Origin of the sequence: Paenibacillus qinlingensis (assembly GCF_013204845.1) — a bacterium.
Classification (GTDB): Bacteria; Bacillota; Bacilli; order Paenibacillales; family NBRC-103111; genus Paenibacillus_E; species Paenibacillus_E qinlingensis.
This window is the reverse complement of sequence record NZ_JABMKY010000007.1, coordinates 1-16,438: the sequence shown is the minus strand read 5'-3', so window position 1 is coordinate 16,438 and position 16,438 is coordinate 1. Positions and strand designations below refer to the sequence as shown.

Below are 16,438 nucleotides of genomic sequence, written 5' to 3'. Positions count from 1 at the left end.
AATATCTTAACAAAGTATCGATGTAAATAACCATTTGTCAAAAAATATACCCCTATTTGTTTTACACAATACGTTGGCAATATTTCTAGATAAACACTCCTGTCCTAAGTGGATGGCGTAGTCATTTATTTCGACTGGGAATAGGTTTATGCCGAAAACCAAAAAGCCCGAGATGAGTTAGGTAACTCTCCCAAGGCTTAGCTAGTTAGATTCGGAAGCGATAGCCCGCTCCCCATATGGTTTCAATATATTGTGGATTCGAAGGATCCTGCTCCACTTTCTCTCGCAGCTTGCGGATATGTACGGTCACAGTGGCAATTTCCCCCATGGCATCCATGCCCCACAAAAGATCAAACAATTGCTCCTTGCTGTATACCCGATTGGGGTTCATTGCTAAATGTGTCAGCAGATCAAATTCTTTAGTCGTGAACACGACTTCCCGCTCGTTCACAAACACGCGCCGCGCTGTTTTATCAATCATTAACCCGCGAATGCGAACCTCATCGTTCTTCGACTCGCGACGTCCCATTAATCGTTCGTACCTAGCCAAATGTGCTTTCACTCTAGCAACGAGCTCACTTGGACTAAACGGTTTAATCATGTAATCATCGGCTCCAAGGCCGAGACCGCGTATCTTGTCGATGTCTTCCTTTTTAGCAGAAACCATGACGATTGGAATATCTTTCACACTTCGAATACGCCGGCAAATTTCAAAGCCATCCATAATCGGAAGCATGAGATCAAGAATCACGAGGTCATAATCTATCGCCAGCGCCCGCTCTAGCCCACGCTCACCGCTAGTCTCAATATCCACCTCGTACCCGCTAATTTCCAAATAATCACGTTCTAGCTCGGCAATGCTTTGTTCATCTTCTACGATCAAAATCCGACTCATGCTTCGCTTCCCTTCCCCTGATGGAGTGGTAAGGCCATAAACACGGTAGTGCCCAGCCCTAACACGCTTGTCGCACCGATGCGCCCGCTATGCTCTTCAATGATTTGCTTCGCAATCGCCAGTCCTAGCCCGCTGCCTCCCGTTGCTGTATTCCGCGAAGGATCTGCGCGGTAGAAACGATCGAAAATATGCGGAAGCGCTTCTTCCGAAATGCCCTGACCATTGTCCTTGATTTGAATAACAGCGAATTCATTCTGTCGCAGCACGCTTAATGTAATCTGACAGTTGCCTTCTTCACTGTATTTAACTGCATTCTCTATAATGTTTAGAAGCACGCGTCTCAGCTTGTCGCGATCTGCTGTAACCAATATCGGCTCTTGTGGCAGATCGGCAAGTGTCAACTGGACTCCTTTTTTCTCCATATCAAATTGCAATTCCTGCGCACAATCCTGCACGTAGTTCCCTAGGTCGACGGTCTCGAATTGAAATGGTACTTTACCCAGATCCAACTTGGAAAATAGAAACAGCTCATCAATCAGACGGTCCATATCCGCCGCTTTGTTATAAATGGTTCGAATATATTTATCCATTTTATCCGGCGAGTTCGAAACACCGTCCATGATGCCTTCGACATAGCCTTTGATCGCGGTGACTGGTGTTTTCAAATCATGAGAGATATTCGAGATGAGCTCTTTGCGATTCTCCTCATACTGGAGCTGAAGCTCCACGGATTTCTTGAGTTTACGACGCATTTCTTCAAAAGCAACACTGAGCTCGCCAAGCTCATCTTTACGATGAGGGATGATTTCGAAGTCCAAGTTTCCTTCTTTAATATGTTCTGCCGCTCGTTTCAAAGCGCGTAACGGCCTTATAATACTGCGTGAAACGAAATAAGTCAGCACGCCATTGGTAGCGATTAAGATGATTATAAATGTTAAGAAAACCGTTTTTGAGAATTGAAGCAAATATTTCTGAAAAGGACCACCATTTAGAAATACGAATACCGTTCCTTTACTCTGATCCGAAAACAAAAAATCTTGTTGTCTAGTTATCCACAGAGAACCTTGATTACGTTGAAATTTGCCTTGTGGTGTACCGTAAAGTGGAAGCTGCGAGGTGTCTCCAGCTTCTTTATCCTTCAGATAAGAAGATACATAAGCAATGTCTTGATCCTTCCGAATGATAAGTCCCATATTAATTTTGTGAAACCGCTCGTTCAAATCCTTCACAAACGTCTCCTGCAGAAAGGCATCGGGATCGGTTTCAATCTTGGCCTTGATATAAGCGACGTTTTCCGCTTCCTGATCAATCACACGCTTAATGGGGTTACCATGCTGCGAAAAGTCGACATCAAAGCCAGATTTCAAGTTCCCGAATGTCGCGATGGAGATGAGAATAACGGCTAGCCCAAACAGCACAAGCGGTACAAGCAGCATGGCAATATAGGATAGGACTAGCCGTATGCGAATCGACATCGGGTTCAGAGCTCCTTTTTATCAAACAAATAATAACCTGCTGTAAAAAATAGTATACTGCACGCTGCTAAAAACATAAAGATCGAGAAGATCTTGCTCGTCACCATCGAACCGCCAACCCAAAGCATATGCCAATCCATGTAGGCTGTCGGTGAGTACGTTGCGATTTGTGGGAGGAAGAACGCCGCTACTTTGAAAGCTAAGTATAACAGGATGCTGACAGTCAGTGCCGAGCTGCTGCTCGAGAAAAACTGCGCTAAACATACCGCGGCAATACTCAATGCAAGCAGGGGGACGAACGCAGCGCCGTAGGCGAGCAACCAATTGGCGAGTGTACCGATGCCACCGAAATGCTGAAACAATAAAGCGGACAGCATCGATGCAATGAGCGCTACGACTAGGTAGAGGGCAATATAGATGGCAAGCGCTAGTTGTTTGGATGCGAATACTTTAAAGCGGGAAAGTGGTCGAGTTAGGATATTTTTCATCGTGCAGTCCCCCATCTCGCCGGAGAACACGTCAGCGGCACCCATGAACACGAACAGAGGTAAGAAAATCGTCGTGAACAAGCCCAATATGACGATAGGGAAATCCTTCGCGGCGATCGCTCCGATCCCAATACCATCCTGGAACCTCGAAAGCAGAATGCCCGCTAGGATGGGGAGCAGCAACGTAACCACTAGGAAGAAGATGGTTTTCTTTTTGTAGGCTAATTTAAGTGTCTCGTTCCAGACATTAGCTGTCAAAATACTAGGCATTGGCGGCAAGCCCCCTAACTGCTTGAATTTCACTTAGGTAAGCAGCTTCCAAAGATGGACATCCCTTGGTCAAATCAGTGACGAGCCCCTCACGAACGAGCTTTCCTTGATGGATAATGCCAATGCGATTGCACATCAGCTCCATTTCGTGGATGAGATGGGAGGAGATTAGGAATGTAATCCGCTCCTCACGCGCTAACCGTAAGATGATTTCACGAATGTGAACCATGCCCTCAATATCGAGACCGTTCGTCGGCTCATCTAGAATGAGAAGTTCCGGCTTAGAGAGCATAGCGGCCGCTAGTCCGAGCCTTTGCTTCATGCCCAGCGAGTAACCGGCTACCTTTTCATGCTGATAAGGAGTTAGATCAACGATTTCCAGCACTTCGTCTATTCGCTGTTTGCTCACTCCTGGATATAATCGCGCTGCTTGCTCCAGATTTCTTCTGCCGCTCATGTAAGTGTAGGCTTCTGCCGTTTCGATCAACACGCCGACTTTCGCCATCGCTTGCTCATACTGTGTTTTCACATCGTAGCCAAACAACTTGACCTGACCCTGCTGTGCCTGAGATAGGCCAGTCATGATCTTCATGACGGTTGTTTTTCCCGCTCCGTTCGGCCCAAAAAAACCATAGATATCACCACGCTGCACCGTCATATTGACTTGATGGATACCTCGAAGGTTTCTGAATATTTTCGTCACATTGCTGAGTTGGGCGACGTGTTCCATGCTGTTCCGCCTTTCAAAAGGGAAATGAGGAGGAGGGCCGAGGTTGACCTCTCCTCTTTGGTGCTTATTAGTGCTTGTCGTCCCATTTTTTGTGGCCCGACATGTCATCGAATTTCACGCTCTCCACTTGCTTCCCGCTCAAATCAATCGTATCTGGCGTTGTCGAGTTCAGGCTGGACAATGTCATGTCAATGCGGAGCACAACATCATGTTCGGCACCTTGCTCATCTTTTCCTGACAAATGAATTTGTGCAGATTGACTCGTTATGTGGTCGTCCCCATCCACGCTCGCATTCACTTCCACTTCATCCATAGAAATATCGGAAGCAAGCTGTGGCAAGCTGTTACGCAGGGTGGCAAGGTCGATGCCCAACGTGTTTGCTTTGGTTGGCATTGGCTCATCTTTGGCCATCGTGCCATGTTTGATGACTAGTGAACCCACCGTATTCACAATCGGAGAGATCTGGCTGCCGGATAGTTTGAAATGAATTTCCTTCCCGTTCCCAGCAGCGTCATCCATCGTGACATAATTTTTCAAGTTGCCCACGAGGGCATCTACCACATTTTCCACCTCGCTGATGACTGCAGGGTCTGGGGTATGGTTGCCTTTGTCATGTCCTTTGAATTTGACTGATTCGTTGTCACCTTCGATGACTTTGTATACGTCAGAATCGGCTGTTTTGATAATCTGCTTGCCATCTTGGCTGTAAAATTGAATCGTTTGCTGCTCAGTACCGCTGCTTTGAACCTGTACTTGCGCGCTTCCAACTTGATCGGCTCCACCGGTTTTGATCGTTGATTTCACTTGGAGCAGTGAAGCCCCGTTGTCCTGTAGGGACACGTTCACTTGGCGTGTTACGTTCTTAATCGTCGCTGTTTGTTTCACCGCTGTTTTGAACGCTTCATATCCGGGAGCCTCTCCCACACCTGCATATACGGAAGTCACTAGCATCATGCTGCCAACTGCTACACCTAATCCCAACATCGCTAACTTCTTATTCATCTCGTCCTGCCTCCGCGTAATCCATACGCTTTCTCTAATTTGGCCGCGCCTTGCGCTTCCATATTGACTATCTTAGCCCTCAAGAGTTAACTGCCTCTAAACCGCCTATTAACACCGCCTAAAACAATTCTTAAATATTTCTAAACTGGTGGGAGCAAGCTTACGGTGCAGGGAATTAGCTAGTTGGCAGGAATGGTGTGGGTGAATTGTGAGTAGATGGTGGGTTGGTGGTGAATGGTCATTGATAGGTGAAGGTGGAGTTGACTAATTTGAGGAAGGAGGGAAGGTTGACGGTTGGGTTGGGTTGGGTTGGGTTGGGTTGGGTTTAGCCCCACGGAGCACGCCTTGACCAAATAACTGGAAAACCTCCAGTTAAATATTTGATTTCACCTTGAATTTAAACAATACATGTAAAAAGTACAGCTAATTTCTTTGAAAATAGTCATCTTGTCGGAAATGCCCAATATTAGCTGGAGAAAATCCATGTAATCTAATTTTCAAGCCATAATGAGCTGAATTAGCTGTATGTTTTCCAGTTATTTTACAGCGGTTGCGTAAGAAGCAGTATCAGAAAGGGTGCTGGTACGAGTGGGAGTGAGATTCTGAGTCTAGCTTCTGGTGGTATAACGAGCTCGTACTAGTCACCTTTAGTTAGTTCCCCAAAAGAAAAAGAAGCCCCCTGATCTGCGATGGGTAGCTTCTTGTTTATTAGTTGCTGACTAATACTGTGTTTGTTTTATATTCGTTTTCAACATGCCTGAGTGGAGAATAGTTGGTTTTACAAGAATGGTACCGAGCTCATAGTCGGATAGTGGCTTTTCACCGTAAGCAGTGAGCTTCGCCCATGTAGCGAATTCATCCCTATAAAGGATATGCTCCAGTCCATATGCATCAATTCCACTGCTTTTGCCAAGTTTAAATGTCTGCTCAATTTCTTCCTTTACTTGGTTGGCAATCAGTTTTTTCAACTCAGCCTCACCAACCTCTTCGTATATTTCAGCTATTGTAGACGAAGCTATAACATCCACATCAAAAAAGGTTTTCTCACCATCCGCTCGTATCTTGATATGAGCCTTCGGTTTGATAATCACGTTGTGTACCGCTCTCCCCTCTCTATATACAACCATTGGGGTACGAATTGTATCTGTATTCAACCACCTTGCACCAACAAATTCTTCCTCCGAAAACCATTGCAAACTACGGTGCTTGTTTAAGGCATAAACGCCATTCACCCTTAGTTTGGGATCTGGCTTTTTGTTTTTACTCCATACTTTATCTACAATGTCCAATGTGGGCAACATCACCGTATACCCAGGCTCTCGCAATCTCGAAGCCACCCAAAATAGCCGATGTGGAGCAATGTCAGATCGTTGTCGAAAGCTTTCAGTTGGCTGCATTAAGATGGAACTCATCGGCGAGACATTGAAAAAGGGAATAACGGAGAAAATGTCCTCAATCGGCTCGTCTGTACTATAAAACCACTGAGTGAATCTCGTTTCACTATAGCGAACGTTACCGTCTGTAAATTTGCCTATTCCTTGATTTAACGCATTTTTGGAAAACAAGTAAGCACCGACATGTCCCCAAAATACACGTTGCTGGGACGTCCGATAGAGCTTATTGAATGCCTCGCTAACGGTTCCACCTTCTTCTTTACCCACCCAAATCAATGGCAGCTGTGCGGATTGACCCCCCTCTTGTTTTGCCACACTTGCAAAATCCAACATTTGTCCGTAGACAATGTATTTCCCATCTTTATAATCAAAGCCAATCGCTGTCATGTAGTTCGTGTCTTGAATCGTTTTTAAATCCCAACAGCCCGTCAAGCTAGTTAACAAGAAGGCAGTCACCGTTAATTTCACCCACATTTTCATCATGGAGATTCACTGCCTTGTCTTGTATCTTCCTCCGTTTTGAGCTCAATCGGCCTGCGTGCAAGCTTCTTCCAAGCTTTCGAAAATAAGGAAGTGGTCATTTCCCCGAAAAATGGCGGTGAAATCGGTGTGAGATAGGGCACGCCAAATGACTCCAGCGTCGACATCAAAAGAACTAAGCCCATGAGCGAAATCATGAATCCGTATATACCGAACATGGTGGAAATCAGAAGAATAATAATACGTAATACCGTAATAGTTCCAGCGAGATTTTGATTAACTAACGTATACATCGATATCGTAGATAGCGAAGTAACTACCAAGGTAGTGGGACTTGTAATTCCAGAGCGTATTGCCGCATCGCCAACAATTAATCCACCTACTACGGTAACCGTTTGTCCAACTACTTTAGGCAATCGAGCGCCCGCTTCACGGAACAATTCAAATAGCATCAACATGATTATGAAATCCATTGGGCCTGATAAAGGCAAACCTAATCGTGAAGAAGAAATCGTGGCTACGAGTTGATACGGAATTTGGTCCAAATTAAAGCTGGACACCGAAATCCAAAGGCCTGGCAACAATACCGATATGAGCAAACCGACTATTCGGAGTAATTTCTCGAATGCGACATAATAGAAGGGATTATGGACATCTTCAGGTGAGTTTAAAATATAGGTTAAAGTAACTGGTGCAACTAGAACCATAGGTGAACCATCCACGATAATCGCAAATCGGCCGCGAAGGAGGCTATCCGCCACAAAATCTGGCCTCCCCGTATAATTCAGGAGAGGGAAAAACGAATAGGTTCGCCCTGATAAGGCATCCTCGAGCTGTGCACTGGAGATAACCGCATCGACATCAATGGATTGCAGGCGATCTTTTGCCTCTTGCAGAACCGACTCATTAATGATATCGCCGAGATACAGTAAAGCAACTACCGTGTTGCTTCTTCGCCCTAAATGTATCTTTTCAACACATAAGCTTGATGTGGCCAAACGTTTGCGGATTAAGGCGATATTTGTGATGACATCTTCAATGAATCCGTCGCGTGGCCCTTTAATCGACGTTTCCGTACTTGACTCTTCAGGTGTACGGTTCGGAGGAGAGGCAATATCTAGTGAGTATATAGCTTGGCTATTTTCAAAAAATAAAATTAGCTGTCCCGCATAAACAGATAATTTCATATCATTTATGACATTTTTACCAGTGAACTTGACCAATTGAAGCAAAGTACTCAGATCAAGAGCTTCTTCATTTTGATAATAATCACTATTTATAAACGCCTGTAGATTAGGCAGCACGAGACCATCAATCATATCCTTTCTTACCATGCCCTCACAATACAACATCGTTACACGCTCAAACCTGTCCCCTTGCGTGACAGGGTACGTTTTTACAATAACATCATCTGAAAGGGCAAACCATTCACAGAAATCCTGCTCATTCACTTAAGCATCCTGCTCCTTTCGCCGAATAGGTAGCATAGCAACTACAAGTAAAAACAACAGTAGCGATAGACCGACTACAAACATCAACATATAGTAATATTTCTGAAGCCAAATCACCATTTGGTTATCCGATACGGGATACAGCGTGATAGCAAATAAGACTAGACTTATTCCAATAAGAATGTATGTTCTTGTTGTTTTTTTCTGAATCTTCATCATATCCAAACTAATAAACAACAATATCGAGGTCCGCATGCTAGACCCTGAAATCCATTGAAAAATGGATAAAAAATCTAGATGGGAAATATATTTCCCAAGGGACACCATCCGCCATTGTTCAAAGGCTGGGTACCTTAAATCCGCTGCTTCAAAGGGACCGAATATAGCGATTGCTCCTGTTAGTGGACCGATAGTAAGCCCTATTACACACGTGGTCAATATCAATAATCCTCGTAATCGGATACGCGTTCGGACATGATGCTGCATAACGAGAATACTCAGTATTTCAAAGGAAGCGCTGCAAGTTAACAGCATACACATGAGTGTGGGTCCATATCCATGTGTGAAAAGCGGTGTTAACAGCGTGTAATCCTTATATTGAAAATTAGCACCCATCACAAAGTATCCGAGAACAACAACAGCTGGTAAAAGGAGACCAGATGCAATCGCAATCGCTTTAATACCTTCTCTTGCTGCAAAAAAGCAAAATAGGATAAACATAAATGAAATCATAAAAAGGGGGGTTCTTGGCAAGTAAGTGACGTGAGTCCACATGGTGACATCTTTAATCGTGACTAAGGCATGCGTTAAACAGATTAAGACAATGAATGATTGAAAGAGATACGCCCCCCATTTTCCCAACCTCATTCTTATCCATGTGATCAAGTCACCTTGTTTAGTTCGTTTAACCAAGAAGTAGATCAGACAAGTCCAGACAAGCATCGGGATAATGGCCAATGAGGCTCCTAACCAGGAATCTCGTTTCCCATAGTGCAGTAGAACAGGGATGAGCAGAACATGATTCGTTATCGCGATGGCAATAATCACGATCCCATATAATTGAATGGAAGTAATTTGTTTATTGACAGACATAAGCGTTCTCCCGCTTTGGTATGACGTGGAAATGATGGCATAGGCTATCGTTAAGTTCTCCCGCATCTGGAAAATTATGCGTATAAACACAACAAAGCCGCCTTCCAAGGTTCGGAAGGCGGCTTATACGGCCAATTAATTAATAGAATGTTGCCAATATGATAACCAACAAAATGTACAATACCAGAACAACAGCTGTGCTGGAGTATCCAACGTTTGACATGGTTAGTTCCCCCTTCCGCCTTATACAACCTGATCTTGGTTCTCCCTATATCCTATGTCAGGCAGGGCGGATGGGTATGGACGTATGTCTATTTATCCGCGAAGAAACGGGGTTAATTCACCTAGATAACAGACGTCTAGATAGTGAAGTGCCCGGGTGCAAGCCGTGTAAAACAGCTTGCGTTCCTTCGCCTCCGCGTAGACTGCTGCCCCGGCATCGTAGAGAATAACCGCGTCGAACTCGAGCCCTTTGGCGAGGTACGCCGGCAGGATCATCACGCCTGCTTCGTAGTGCAGCGTATCTTTGCTGATCCGCGCGAGCTCCGGCAGCAGCGGCTTCAAGCGCCCGTGCGCAGACTCCGTCTCGCGCTCGGTCTTGCAGATGATCGCGACGGAGCTTGCGCCGCCATCGCGCCTCAGAGCTGCCGCCTCTGCGACGAGGCGGATCAGGTCGTGCTCGCTTGCTGCGCGCAGCAAGCGCGGCTCTTCGCCGCTGCGGCTGAACGGTTCCACCGGTTCGCCGCCCGGCAAGACCTGACACGCGAACTCGGTGATTTCGCGTGTCGAGCGGTAACTCTTGACGAGACGAATCGTATTCGTCTCGTCTTCTCCCATCAGCTCGCTAATCGAGCTGTAGGCTTGCTCTTGCTGCGTGGAGTCTGACCCCCCGCCAGCACTGACAAGCTCGCTCACAGTCGCATTCGCGTGCGTGAAGATCCCTTGATTCCAATCGCCCAGCAGTGTGAAACGGGCGCGTGGGAACATCTTTTTCAAATAAGCATAGTGAAACGGTGAGTAATCCTGTGCTTCATCGACGAGACAGTAGCGAATTGTTCCCACGCGCAGCTGTCCCTCGACTAGTCCTTTGAGATACACTAGCGGGGTCGCATCCTCGTAGCGTAAATGGCCTTGCGCCAGCGCCTCCACCGTGAAATCACTGATCGTCGCCCATGCTTCAGGCAGGGGCTGATGGGCAAGTTTCACCAGTACTTGTTGCAGGCTCGTATCCGTAAACAAGGCTTGATACATGCCGAGCACGTCAACATAAGCTAATTTTTGTGCTTTTTCACGGAGCGGCGTGATCGCTTTGTGCGCTTTGACTCTGCTCATTTTCTTCATCTCGGGCTCTGAGCCCATGTATTTCGGCTCACGCACAAGCTTGCGATAAAACCGCTTCTGCACATCAGCTTGAAACACGTCCAGCTGCGCCAATATCCATTCGGACAGCTGCTCCATGCGCTCACCGATAGCAAGAATCGAAGGCTTGCCGTAGAAGCGTTCACTTAGCTCATCTGCGGTGATCAATACCTTTTTACCCACAGCCAAATCAACGAATCGGATCCCGCCCTCTTTCAATTTATCCCCATAAGCTTCAATTACACTTAGGAAAGCCTCCGAGGTCTTATAGGTAATACTCTGCAATCGTGCAGCGTACAAAGGATCCTGTTCCGTTCCTGTCAAAATAAATTCGAGCTGATCGTACGGATCTTCCAGCTTCAGTCCGGTATCCGTTAATTTATGTGTTAAATAATCTTGGAAAGTCGTTTGCTGCATGGTCGCTTCTCCCAGCTCTGGCAGAACGCGAGAAACGTAATCGCTGAACAGCGAGTTCGGCGAAAAGAGGATCATATTATCGGCACTAAGTGTCGTCCGATACTTGTAGAGCAAATACGCGATGCGCTGCAGCGCAACGGACGTTTTGCCGCTGCCCGCCGCACCTTGGACGACCAGCACCTTGTGATGATCATCGCGGATGATCTGATTCTGCTCGCGCTGAATCGTCGTCACGATGGAGCTCATCTTCTCATCCGCGCTGCGGCTGAGCATCTTCTGCAGCATCTCATCACCGATCGAGATGCCCGTATCGAACACATCCTGCAGCTCGCCAGCTTTGATGATATATTGGCGCTTGAGCCAGAGCTCACCGCTCACATCCATCTCTGGCGTGCGGTATGTCGCCGGACCCGGAGGATAGTCATAGAACAAGCTGGCGATCGGAGCCCGCCAGTCATAAATGAGAATTTCATCAGTCTTACTGTCGATGAACGACGTCAAACCGATATAGATTTTCTCCCGCTCCTGCTCGTCCTTCTCTTGAAAATCAATTCGGCTGAAATACGGCGCATCAACGACTCGCTCCAGTTTACGAAGTGCATCCTGCGCTAGTCGGTAGCTGCGCTCCTGCCCTTGCAGCACATGCTCCTGCTGAGCCATACTCGCAGCCGTTTCAATCAAATCATCGTCATTGTCTGCATTGACGGAAATATCGTCCCAGAAGCTACGGCCAATAGCCGTCGCTTCCGATCTGCGGTCATCTACCGTTTGGCGCAGCTCTATAATACGTCGCTGAATGTTTCCTCGCACCACAGAGACGCGCTGCGCTTCCTTTTCTCGTTCTTCATTCCCTATCGCCATGGTTCAGTCCACTCCCAAATGATTTCTATATTATTTTAACTCACAGTTGTCAGAATTCTCCCGTCTTCTATAGCGGGGGATGAATGACACGGTCTAATCTATTGCAATCTAGTTTTACGAACTTATGTTCCCTATTTTTCTGTTTCATGGTATAATTATGGAAATATTATACTGTGAAAGGAGCGGTGCGAATCATGCTAAGAGCCTATAAATATCGCATCTATCCTAGCCTCGAACAGCAACAATATCTGTCTAAGGTATTCGGCTGTGTTCGGTTTATCTATAACAAAATGCTAGGGGATAAAATCGAGCATTATAAGCAAACAGAAACCATGCTAAAAAATACCCCCGCTCAGTACAAAAAAGAGTTCGACTGGCTGAATGAAGTGGACAGTCTTGCGCTTGCCAATGCTCAGCTAAACTTGGATAAGGCATATAAGAATTTCTTCCGTAATAAGAGTATAGGCTTCCCGAAATTCAAGAGCAAGAAAACAAATAGTCATAGCTTTACGACCAATAATCAGAATGGGACGATTTCCATTGACGGTAGACACATGAAGATTCCGAAGCTAAAGAGCAGAATAAGAATCAAGATGCACCGGCAATTTGATGGACTCATTAAATCATGTGCGATTTCCAAGACCCCTAGCGGCAAGTATTTCGCTTCTGTTTTGGTGGATACCGATATTCAGACGCTACCCCAACTGGAAAGCAGAATCGGGATTGACCTTGGACTGAAAACATTTGCTGTTACTTCGGGCGGTGCGCCGCCAATCGAAAACCCGAAGCATTTTCGTAGATCAGAGAAGCGTTTGGCTAAACTCCAACGCGACTTGTCACGCAAACAGAAAGGCAGTCGCAACCGTCATAAGGCACGAATGCGAGTAGCTAGCATACATGAAAAGATAGCCAACCAGCGCAAAGACTTTTTGCATAAGGAATCTTCTAAGATGATTAACGAAAACCAAGTCATCGTCATAGAAGACCTTTGCGTAAAGAACATGGTGCAGAATCACAATTTGGCTAAAGCAATCAACGAAGTATCTTGGCGTATGTTTCGTTCTATGCTCGAATACAAAGCTAACTGGTACGGCAGAGATATGATCATTGCCCCGAAGAACTACGCTAGTAGTCAGCTTTGCTCATGCTGCGGCTATAAGCATGCCGATGTAAAGAATCTGGCTTTGCGTGAATGGACATGTCCAGCTTGCAACGCTAACCATGATCGGGATGTCAACGCCGCTATAAACTTGCTCAAACTCGCAATGTAAATTGCATAAACTAGGCGGGGCAGGAACTGTCCTTGGAGCGTAGCTAAACTTGGAGCATTAGCTCTATTGACTACGAAGCACCCACTTCTAAAGTGGTGTGTAGTTCACAGATACACGTTCTGAATGACTTCTTCAAATTCCGGCTCTTCCATATGTACATCATCCATATCACCCCAACTGCTCACGATCCGCAGGACGTCCATTGCTTTCAGTTCTTGGCGGTTGCAAGCAATCGTCAGCCTGTTTGCCTCGTGTGCGATCACTTGAAACGGCAGCTCCCAGCTATCCGGCACTTGAATCTCACCCCGATAGGACACCTTCATCATCGTCGGTAATCCAATACGATCTCTTAGCTTGTCTATGGAACCATCATAGCCAATTTGCCCATGATTAATGACAATAACCCTTGGGCACAGCTGCTCGATATCGTCCATGTCATGCGTCGTTAGCAAGATAGTCTTACCGAAATCCCGGTTCAGTGTCTGTAAGAAACCACGGATATTCTTTTTGGCTACCACATCCAGGCCGATTGTTGGCTCATCCAAGAACAAAATATCAGGATCATGCAGCATCGAAGCTGCCAAGTCGGCTCGCATTCGCTGACCGAGGGATAGTTTGCGAACCGGGGTATCCAGGATCTCTTTTAAATCGAGCAGCTCCGTCAATTCACCTAGTCGCCGATTGGCATCTGCCGCTTCTACGCGATACATCGCGAGAAGGATTTCATAGGAATCCTTCACGGGGAGATCCCACCACAGCTGACTCCGTTGGCCGAATACAACACCAAGCTGCCTAACAACTTCCTTCCGTTGTTTTTGCGGAGAGCTGCCATGAATCAAAACCTCACCAGATGTGGGGTGCAGGATGCCTGTGAGCATTTTAATCGTCGTCGACTTTCCTGCTCCATTAGGACCAATATACCCGACGAACTCGCCGTTTTCAATTTCGAAGCTCACATCGCGCACGGCTTCTTTCTCTTTATATGCCCTAGAGAATAGGGTTCGGATCCCCGAAAACTTCCCTTCTTGGATGATTGGGGATTGAAAGGTTTTGCGTAAATGCCTGACCGTTATCATGAGGAACATACCCTCCCTTTTGGTTAATGTGATTAACTACCTGTACTTTGATAGCGAGACAACCCTAGCTTCCAGAATCGCATGGCTAGCCACAGCACAACTACAGCGACCATTAATGTGCCTAACAATAGGCCCACGCCACTTTCATTCCTCAATACATAGAGGGCAGGAATGTAATTGACGAAACCGACTGGAACGAGTACTAGCAGCGCGCCTTGCAACCATTTGGGATAGATGCTAAGCGGGTAACGAGCCGCTGTTTGCGAGGCGTCCTCGGTCATATTTTGCAGGGACTCGATACGTGTGAGCCAGAAGCCTGCCGCCGCCGTCGCCAGCCCAATAGCGAATAAAATCACAGCACCTGTGAGGATGATAAACCCCGTTAAAGGTATAGCGATCCAACCAATTTGCCCGCTTCCGATAAGCGCTTTCATTGAAATGATCAACAGGATGGAGCCTTGACCGATTTCGGCAATGAGAATCCTTGAATTTTGAGTCATTAAAGCAAGCAAGACAGGGACAGGACGAATCAGAATCGCATCCAGGTCGCCGGACACGAGATATTTCTCGAGATGATGCACATCAGAGGCGAGTGTGCGATAAATCGCTTTAGAAACCATAATCACCCCGTACAAGTAACTCACCTCATACAGTGTCCAGCCATGTATAGAGCCAAATTTCATCATCACCAGCGCCACCATCAAGAATTCAGAGATTTGAATGAACGATGACATGAGCGTCGAGAACACAAAATTAAACTTATATTGCATGCGACTTCGGAAACTTGCCCGAATGAGCAGCATAAACAGCCGAATCGAGATCATCCGCCCTGCACCTCCAGTTTCTTGCGAACTACCGCAGTAACGGCCAAGCAGACACAAGTAAACCCGATGCCCCAAAGAATTGCGCCAAGCACCACAGTGCCATGTTCAAGTCCAAGGTAGATTCGAGTCGGGTAATAGAGTAAATAGGGATATGGCGTGTATAAGCTAATGGTCCGAAGCCAGCCTGGCAGCCATTCCACAGGGATAAAAAAGCCAGATAACAGCATAGCGAACGAATAGTTGACCCAGTAAAACCAACGGGATTCCGTTGTCCATAAGGCGGCTACACCAATTAAGTAATTCATACAGATGGAAATATAAGAGGCCGTGACGAGTGAGAGTGCTGTCCATCCATACACCGAGGCGATTTGTGGAAGCTGTAAGGAGAAGATGAAGACGTAGAGGACATAAATCGGAATACTTTTATAAAGGAATTGATACCACACTTGGCCCCATTCACGGCTCATCGCTTGATAAAATAAATGCACGGGCCGCATCAGATCGACCGCTATTTGACCCGTCCGAACCGATTGCTCGAGTCCGAGTCCATTCGTCGTAAACTGTGTAATCCACAGAATCGCCTGGTTAAAAGCAATGTAACTCACGATGCCTTTGGCACCATATTCGCCTAGCGATGCATCGCTGCCTAAGCTGGTCCAGATGCTGGCATAAATAAAGCCGAACACCGCGCTTACGGCATTATGCAGCAGATGCGAGCCACGATACTGCAAGTTCCTTGCGTACGCCTTGCGCGCCAAAACCGCGAAAAGCATAAAACACCTCCTGTTTTGTCATTCAAGATCCGTTTGACTTTTCGTTTAACGTGCAGTCGCCGCGTAGAGACGGAATATCATATTACCAAAATAACCCTCTTGCTGGCAACAATTATTTCTTGCAGGGATTTTAGGGGTTGATTCCCTCGCAGACAGCTATCACTTGGGGCGATGTGGCGCGTAATTTGCTCTGAACTTGTGGAGTTGGCGAATGAAGGAGATTGAAATTGCAGTTGGTGGGTGGCGGTATGTTGGGCGAGCTTATTTATAACAAATGAATGGTTAACTGTAAAAACTACAGCTATTTCAGCCACTATTTTCACTTTTTATAGAATAACTGGATTTCCTGTAGCTAATTGCGCTACATTCCGCTGAAACAGCTGATAGCGAGATAATTAACTGTACTTTTTACATTTAATCTGTTTTTTCTGGCTTTTTCCGCGAAAATAGATGGAGTTTTGGACCTCTGTCAAGAAAGTAGACACCTAATAAGAGAAGTTAACTAACGCTTTTGTAGTAAAGTTCTTCAAATCGATCCGGCGAGACATAGCCCAAAGAACCATGGATTCTTTTACGGTT

13 protein-coding genes are annotated in these 16,438 nt (G+C 46.2%); 1 reads left to right on the top strand and 12 read right to left on the bottom strand.

Translation table 11 applies throughout. The features are described 5' to 3' along the window. Nucleotides 1-205: 205 nt before the first annotated feature. The 9 genes from HQN88_RS14810 to helD all read right to left on the bottom strand — a co-directional run bounded on the left by HQN88_RS14810 (nt 206) and on the right by helD (nt 11,915). On the bottom strand, nt 206-895 hold the full coding sequence (locus HQN88_RS14810) for a response regulator transcription factor (protein ID WP_173113185.1): 690 nt from the start codon (nt 893-895) through the stop codon (nt 206-208). After that, on the bottom strand, nt 892-2,370 hold the full coding sequence (locus HQN88_RS14805; RefSeq protein WP_173113183.1) for a sensor histidine kinase: 1,479 nt from the start codon (nt 2,368-2,370) through the stop codon (nt 892-894). The genes HQN88_RS14810 and HQN88_RS14805 overlap by 4 nt, the downstream gene beginning before the upstream one ends. Nucleotides 2,371-2,375: 5 nt before the next feature. Next, on the bottom strand, nt 2,376-3,128 hold the full coding sequence (locus HQN88_RS14800) for an ABC transporter permease (protein ID WP_173113180.1): 753 nt from the start codon (nt 3,126-3,128) through the stop codon (nt 2,376-2,378). Next, on the bottom strand, nt 3,121-3,858 hold the full coding sequence (locus tag HQN88_RS14795; protein ID WP_173113177.1) for an ABC transporter ATP-binding protein: 738 nt from the start codon (nt 3,856-3,858) through the stop codon (nt 3,121-3,123). The genes HQN88_RS14800 and HQN88_RS14795 overlap by 8 nt, the downstream gene beginning before the upstream one ends. A 67-nt stretch (nt 3,859-3,925) precedes the next feature. Next, nucleotides 3,926-4,861: a hypothetical protein gene (locus HQN88_RS14790; RefSeq protein WP_173113174.1), complete on the bottom strand. Its 936-nt coding sequence runs from the start codon at nt 4,859-4,861 to the stop codon at nt 3,926-3,928. Between the two features lie 719 nt (nt 4,862-5,580). Continuing rightward, nucleotides 5,581-6,738: a Ger(x)C family spore germination protein gene (locus HQN88_RS14785; protein WP_173113171.1), complete on the bottom strand. Its 1,158-nt coding sequence runs from the start codon at nt 6,736-6,738 to the stop codon at nt 5,581-5,583. Further along, nucleotides 6,735-8,186 carry a spore germination protein gene (locus HQN88_RS14780; protein WP_173113169.1) on the bottom strand — a complete coding sequence of 484 codons (1,452 nt, stop codon included), beginning with the start codon at nt 8,184-8,186 and terminating at the stop codon, nt 6,735-6,737. Before HQN88_RS14780 ends, HQN88_RS14785 begins: the two co-directional genes overlap by 4 nt. Next, nucleotides 8,187-9,278 (bottom strand): GerAB/ArcD/ProY family transporter, encoded by a 1,092-nt coding sequence (locus tag HQN88_RS14775; RefSeq protein WP_173113166.1) that lies wholly within the window; start codon nt 9,276-9,278, stop codon nt 8,187-8,189. A gap of 315 nt (nt 9,279-9,593) precedes the next feature. After that, nucleotides 9,594-11,915 carry an RNA polymerase recycling motor HelD gene (gene helD, locus HQN88_RS14770; RefSeq protein WP_173113163.1) on the bottom strand — a complete coding sequence of 774 codons (2,322 nt, stop codon included), beginning with the start codon at nt 11,913-11,915 and terminating at the stop codon, nt 9,594-9,596. 194 nt (nt 11,916-12,109) lie between these two features. Between helD and tnpB the strand changes: the two genes are divergently transcribed. Continuing rightward, complete coding sequence (gene tnpB / locus HQN88_RS14765) at nt 12,110-13,186, top strand: IS200/IS605 family element RNA-guided endonuclease TnpB (protein WP_173113160.1); 1,077 nt, start codon at nt 12,110-12,112, stop codon at nt 13,184-13,186. 104 nt (nt 13,187-13,290) lie between these two features. Here the strand turns inward: tnpB and HQN88_RS14760 are convergent, their stop codons facing one another. Genes HQN88_RS14760 through HQN88_RS14750 form a run of 3 tightly spaced genes read right to left on the bottom strand, consistent with a single transcriptional unit; the run spans nt 13,291 to nt 15,859 of the window. Next, nucleotides 13,291-14,262 carry an ABC transporter ATP-binding protein gene (locus HQN88_RS14760; protein WP_173113157.1) on the bottom strand — a complete coding sequence of 324 codons (972 nt, stop codon included), beginning with the start codon at nt 14,260-14,262 and terminating at the stop codon, nt 13,291-13,293. A gap of 32 nt (nt 14,263-14,294) precedes the next feature. Beyond that, nucleotides 14,295-15,086, bottom strand: a complete 792-nt coding sequence (locus HQN88_RS14755; protein WP_173113154.1) for an ABC transporter permease — start codon at nt 15,084-15,086, stop codon at nt 14,295-14,297. Then, complete coding sequence (locus HQN88_RS14750; RefSeq protein WP_173113151.1) at nt 15,083-15,859, bottom strand: ABC transporter permease; 777 nt, start codon at nt 15,857-15,859, stop codon at nt 15,083-15,085. Before HQN88_RS14750 ends, HQN88_RS14755 begins: the two co-directional genes overlap by 4 nt. Nucleotides 15,860-16,438 lie beyond the last annotated feature (579 nt).

Coding starts and splice junctions, on each gene's coding strand:
- HQN88_RS14790 (WP_173113174.1), bottom strand. CDS start 4,861: ATGAATAAGAAGTTAGCGATGTTGGGATTAGGTGTAGCAGTTGGCAGC.
- HQN88_RS14810 (WP_173113185.1), bottom strand. CDS start 895: ATGAGTCGGATTTTGATCGTAGAAGATGAACAAAGCATTGCCGAGCTA.
- HQN88_RS14760 (WP_173113157.1), bottom strand. CDS start 14,262: ATGATAACGGTCAGGCATTTACGCAAAACCTTTCAATCCCCAATCATC.
- helD (WP_173113163.1), bottom strand. CDS start 11,915: ATGGCGATAGGGAATGAAGAACGAGAAAAGGAAGCGCAGCGCGTCTCT.
- HQN88_RS14800 (WP_173113180.1), bottom strand. CDS start 3,128: ATGCCTAGTATTTTGACAGCTAATGTCTGGAACGAGACACTTAAATTA.
- HQN88_RS14775 (WP_173113166.1), bottom strand. CDS start 9,278: ATGTCTGTCAATAAACAAATTACTTCCATTCAATTATATGGGATCGTG.
- HQN88_RS14795 (WP_173113177.1), bottom strand. CDS start 3,858: ATGGAACACGTCGCCCAACTCAGCAATGTGACGAAAATATTCAGAAAC.
- HQN88_RS14805 (WP_173113183.1), bottom strand. CDS start 2,370: ATGTCGATTCGCATACGGCTAGTCCTATCCTATATTGCCATGCTGCTT.
- HQN88_RS14755 (WP_173113154.1), bottom strand. CDS start 15,086: ATGATCTCGATTCGGCTGTTTATGCTGCTCATTCGGGCAAGTTTCCGA.
- HQN88_RS14785 (WP_173113171.1), bottom strand. CDS start 6,738: ATGATGAAAATGTGGGTGAAATTAACGGTGACTGCCTTCTTGTTAACT.
- HQN88_RS14750 (WP_173113151.1), bottom strand. CDS start 15,859: ATGCTTTTCGCGGTTTTGGCGCGCAAGGCGTACGCAAGGAACTTGCAG.
- tnpB (WP_173113160.1), top strand. CDS start 12,110: ATGCTAAGAGCCTATAAATATCGCATCTATCCTAGCCTCGAACAGCAA.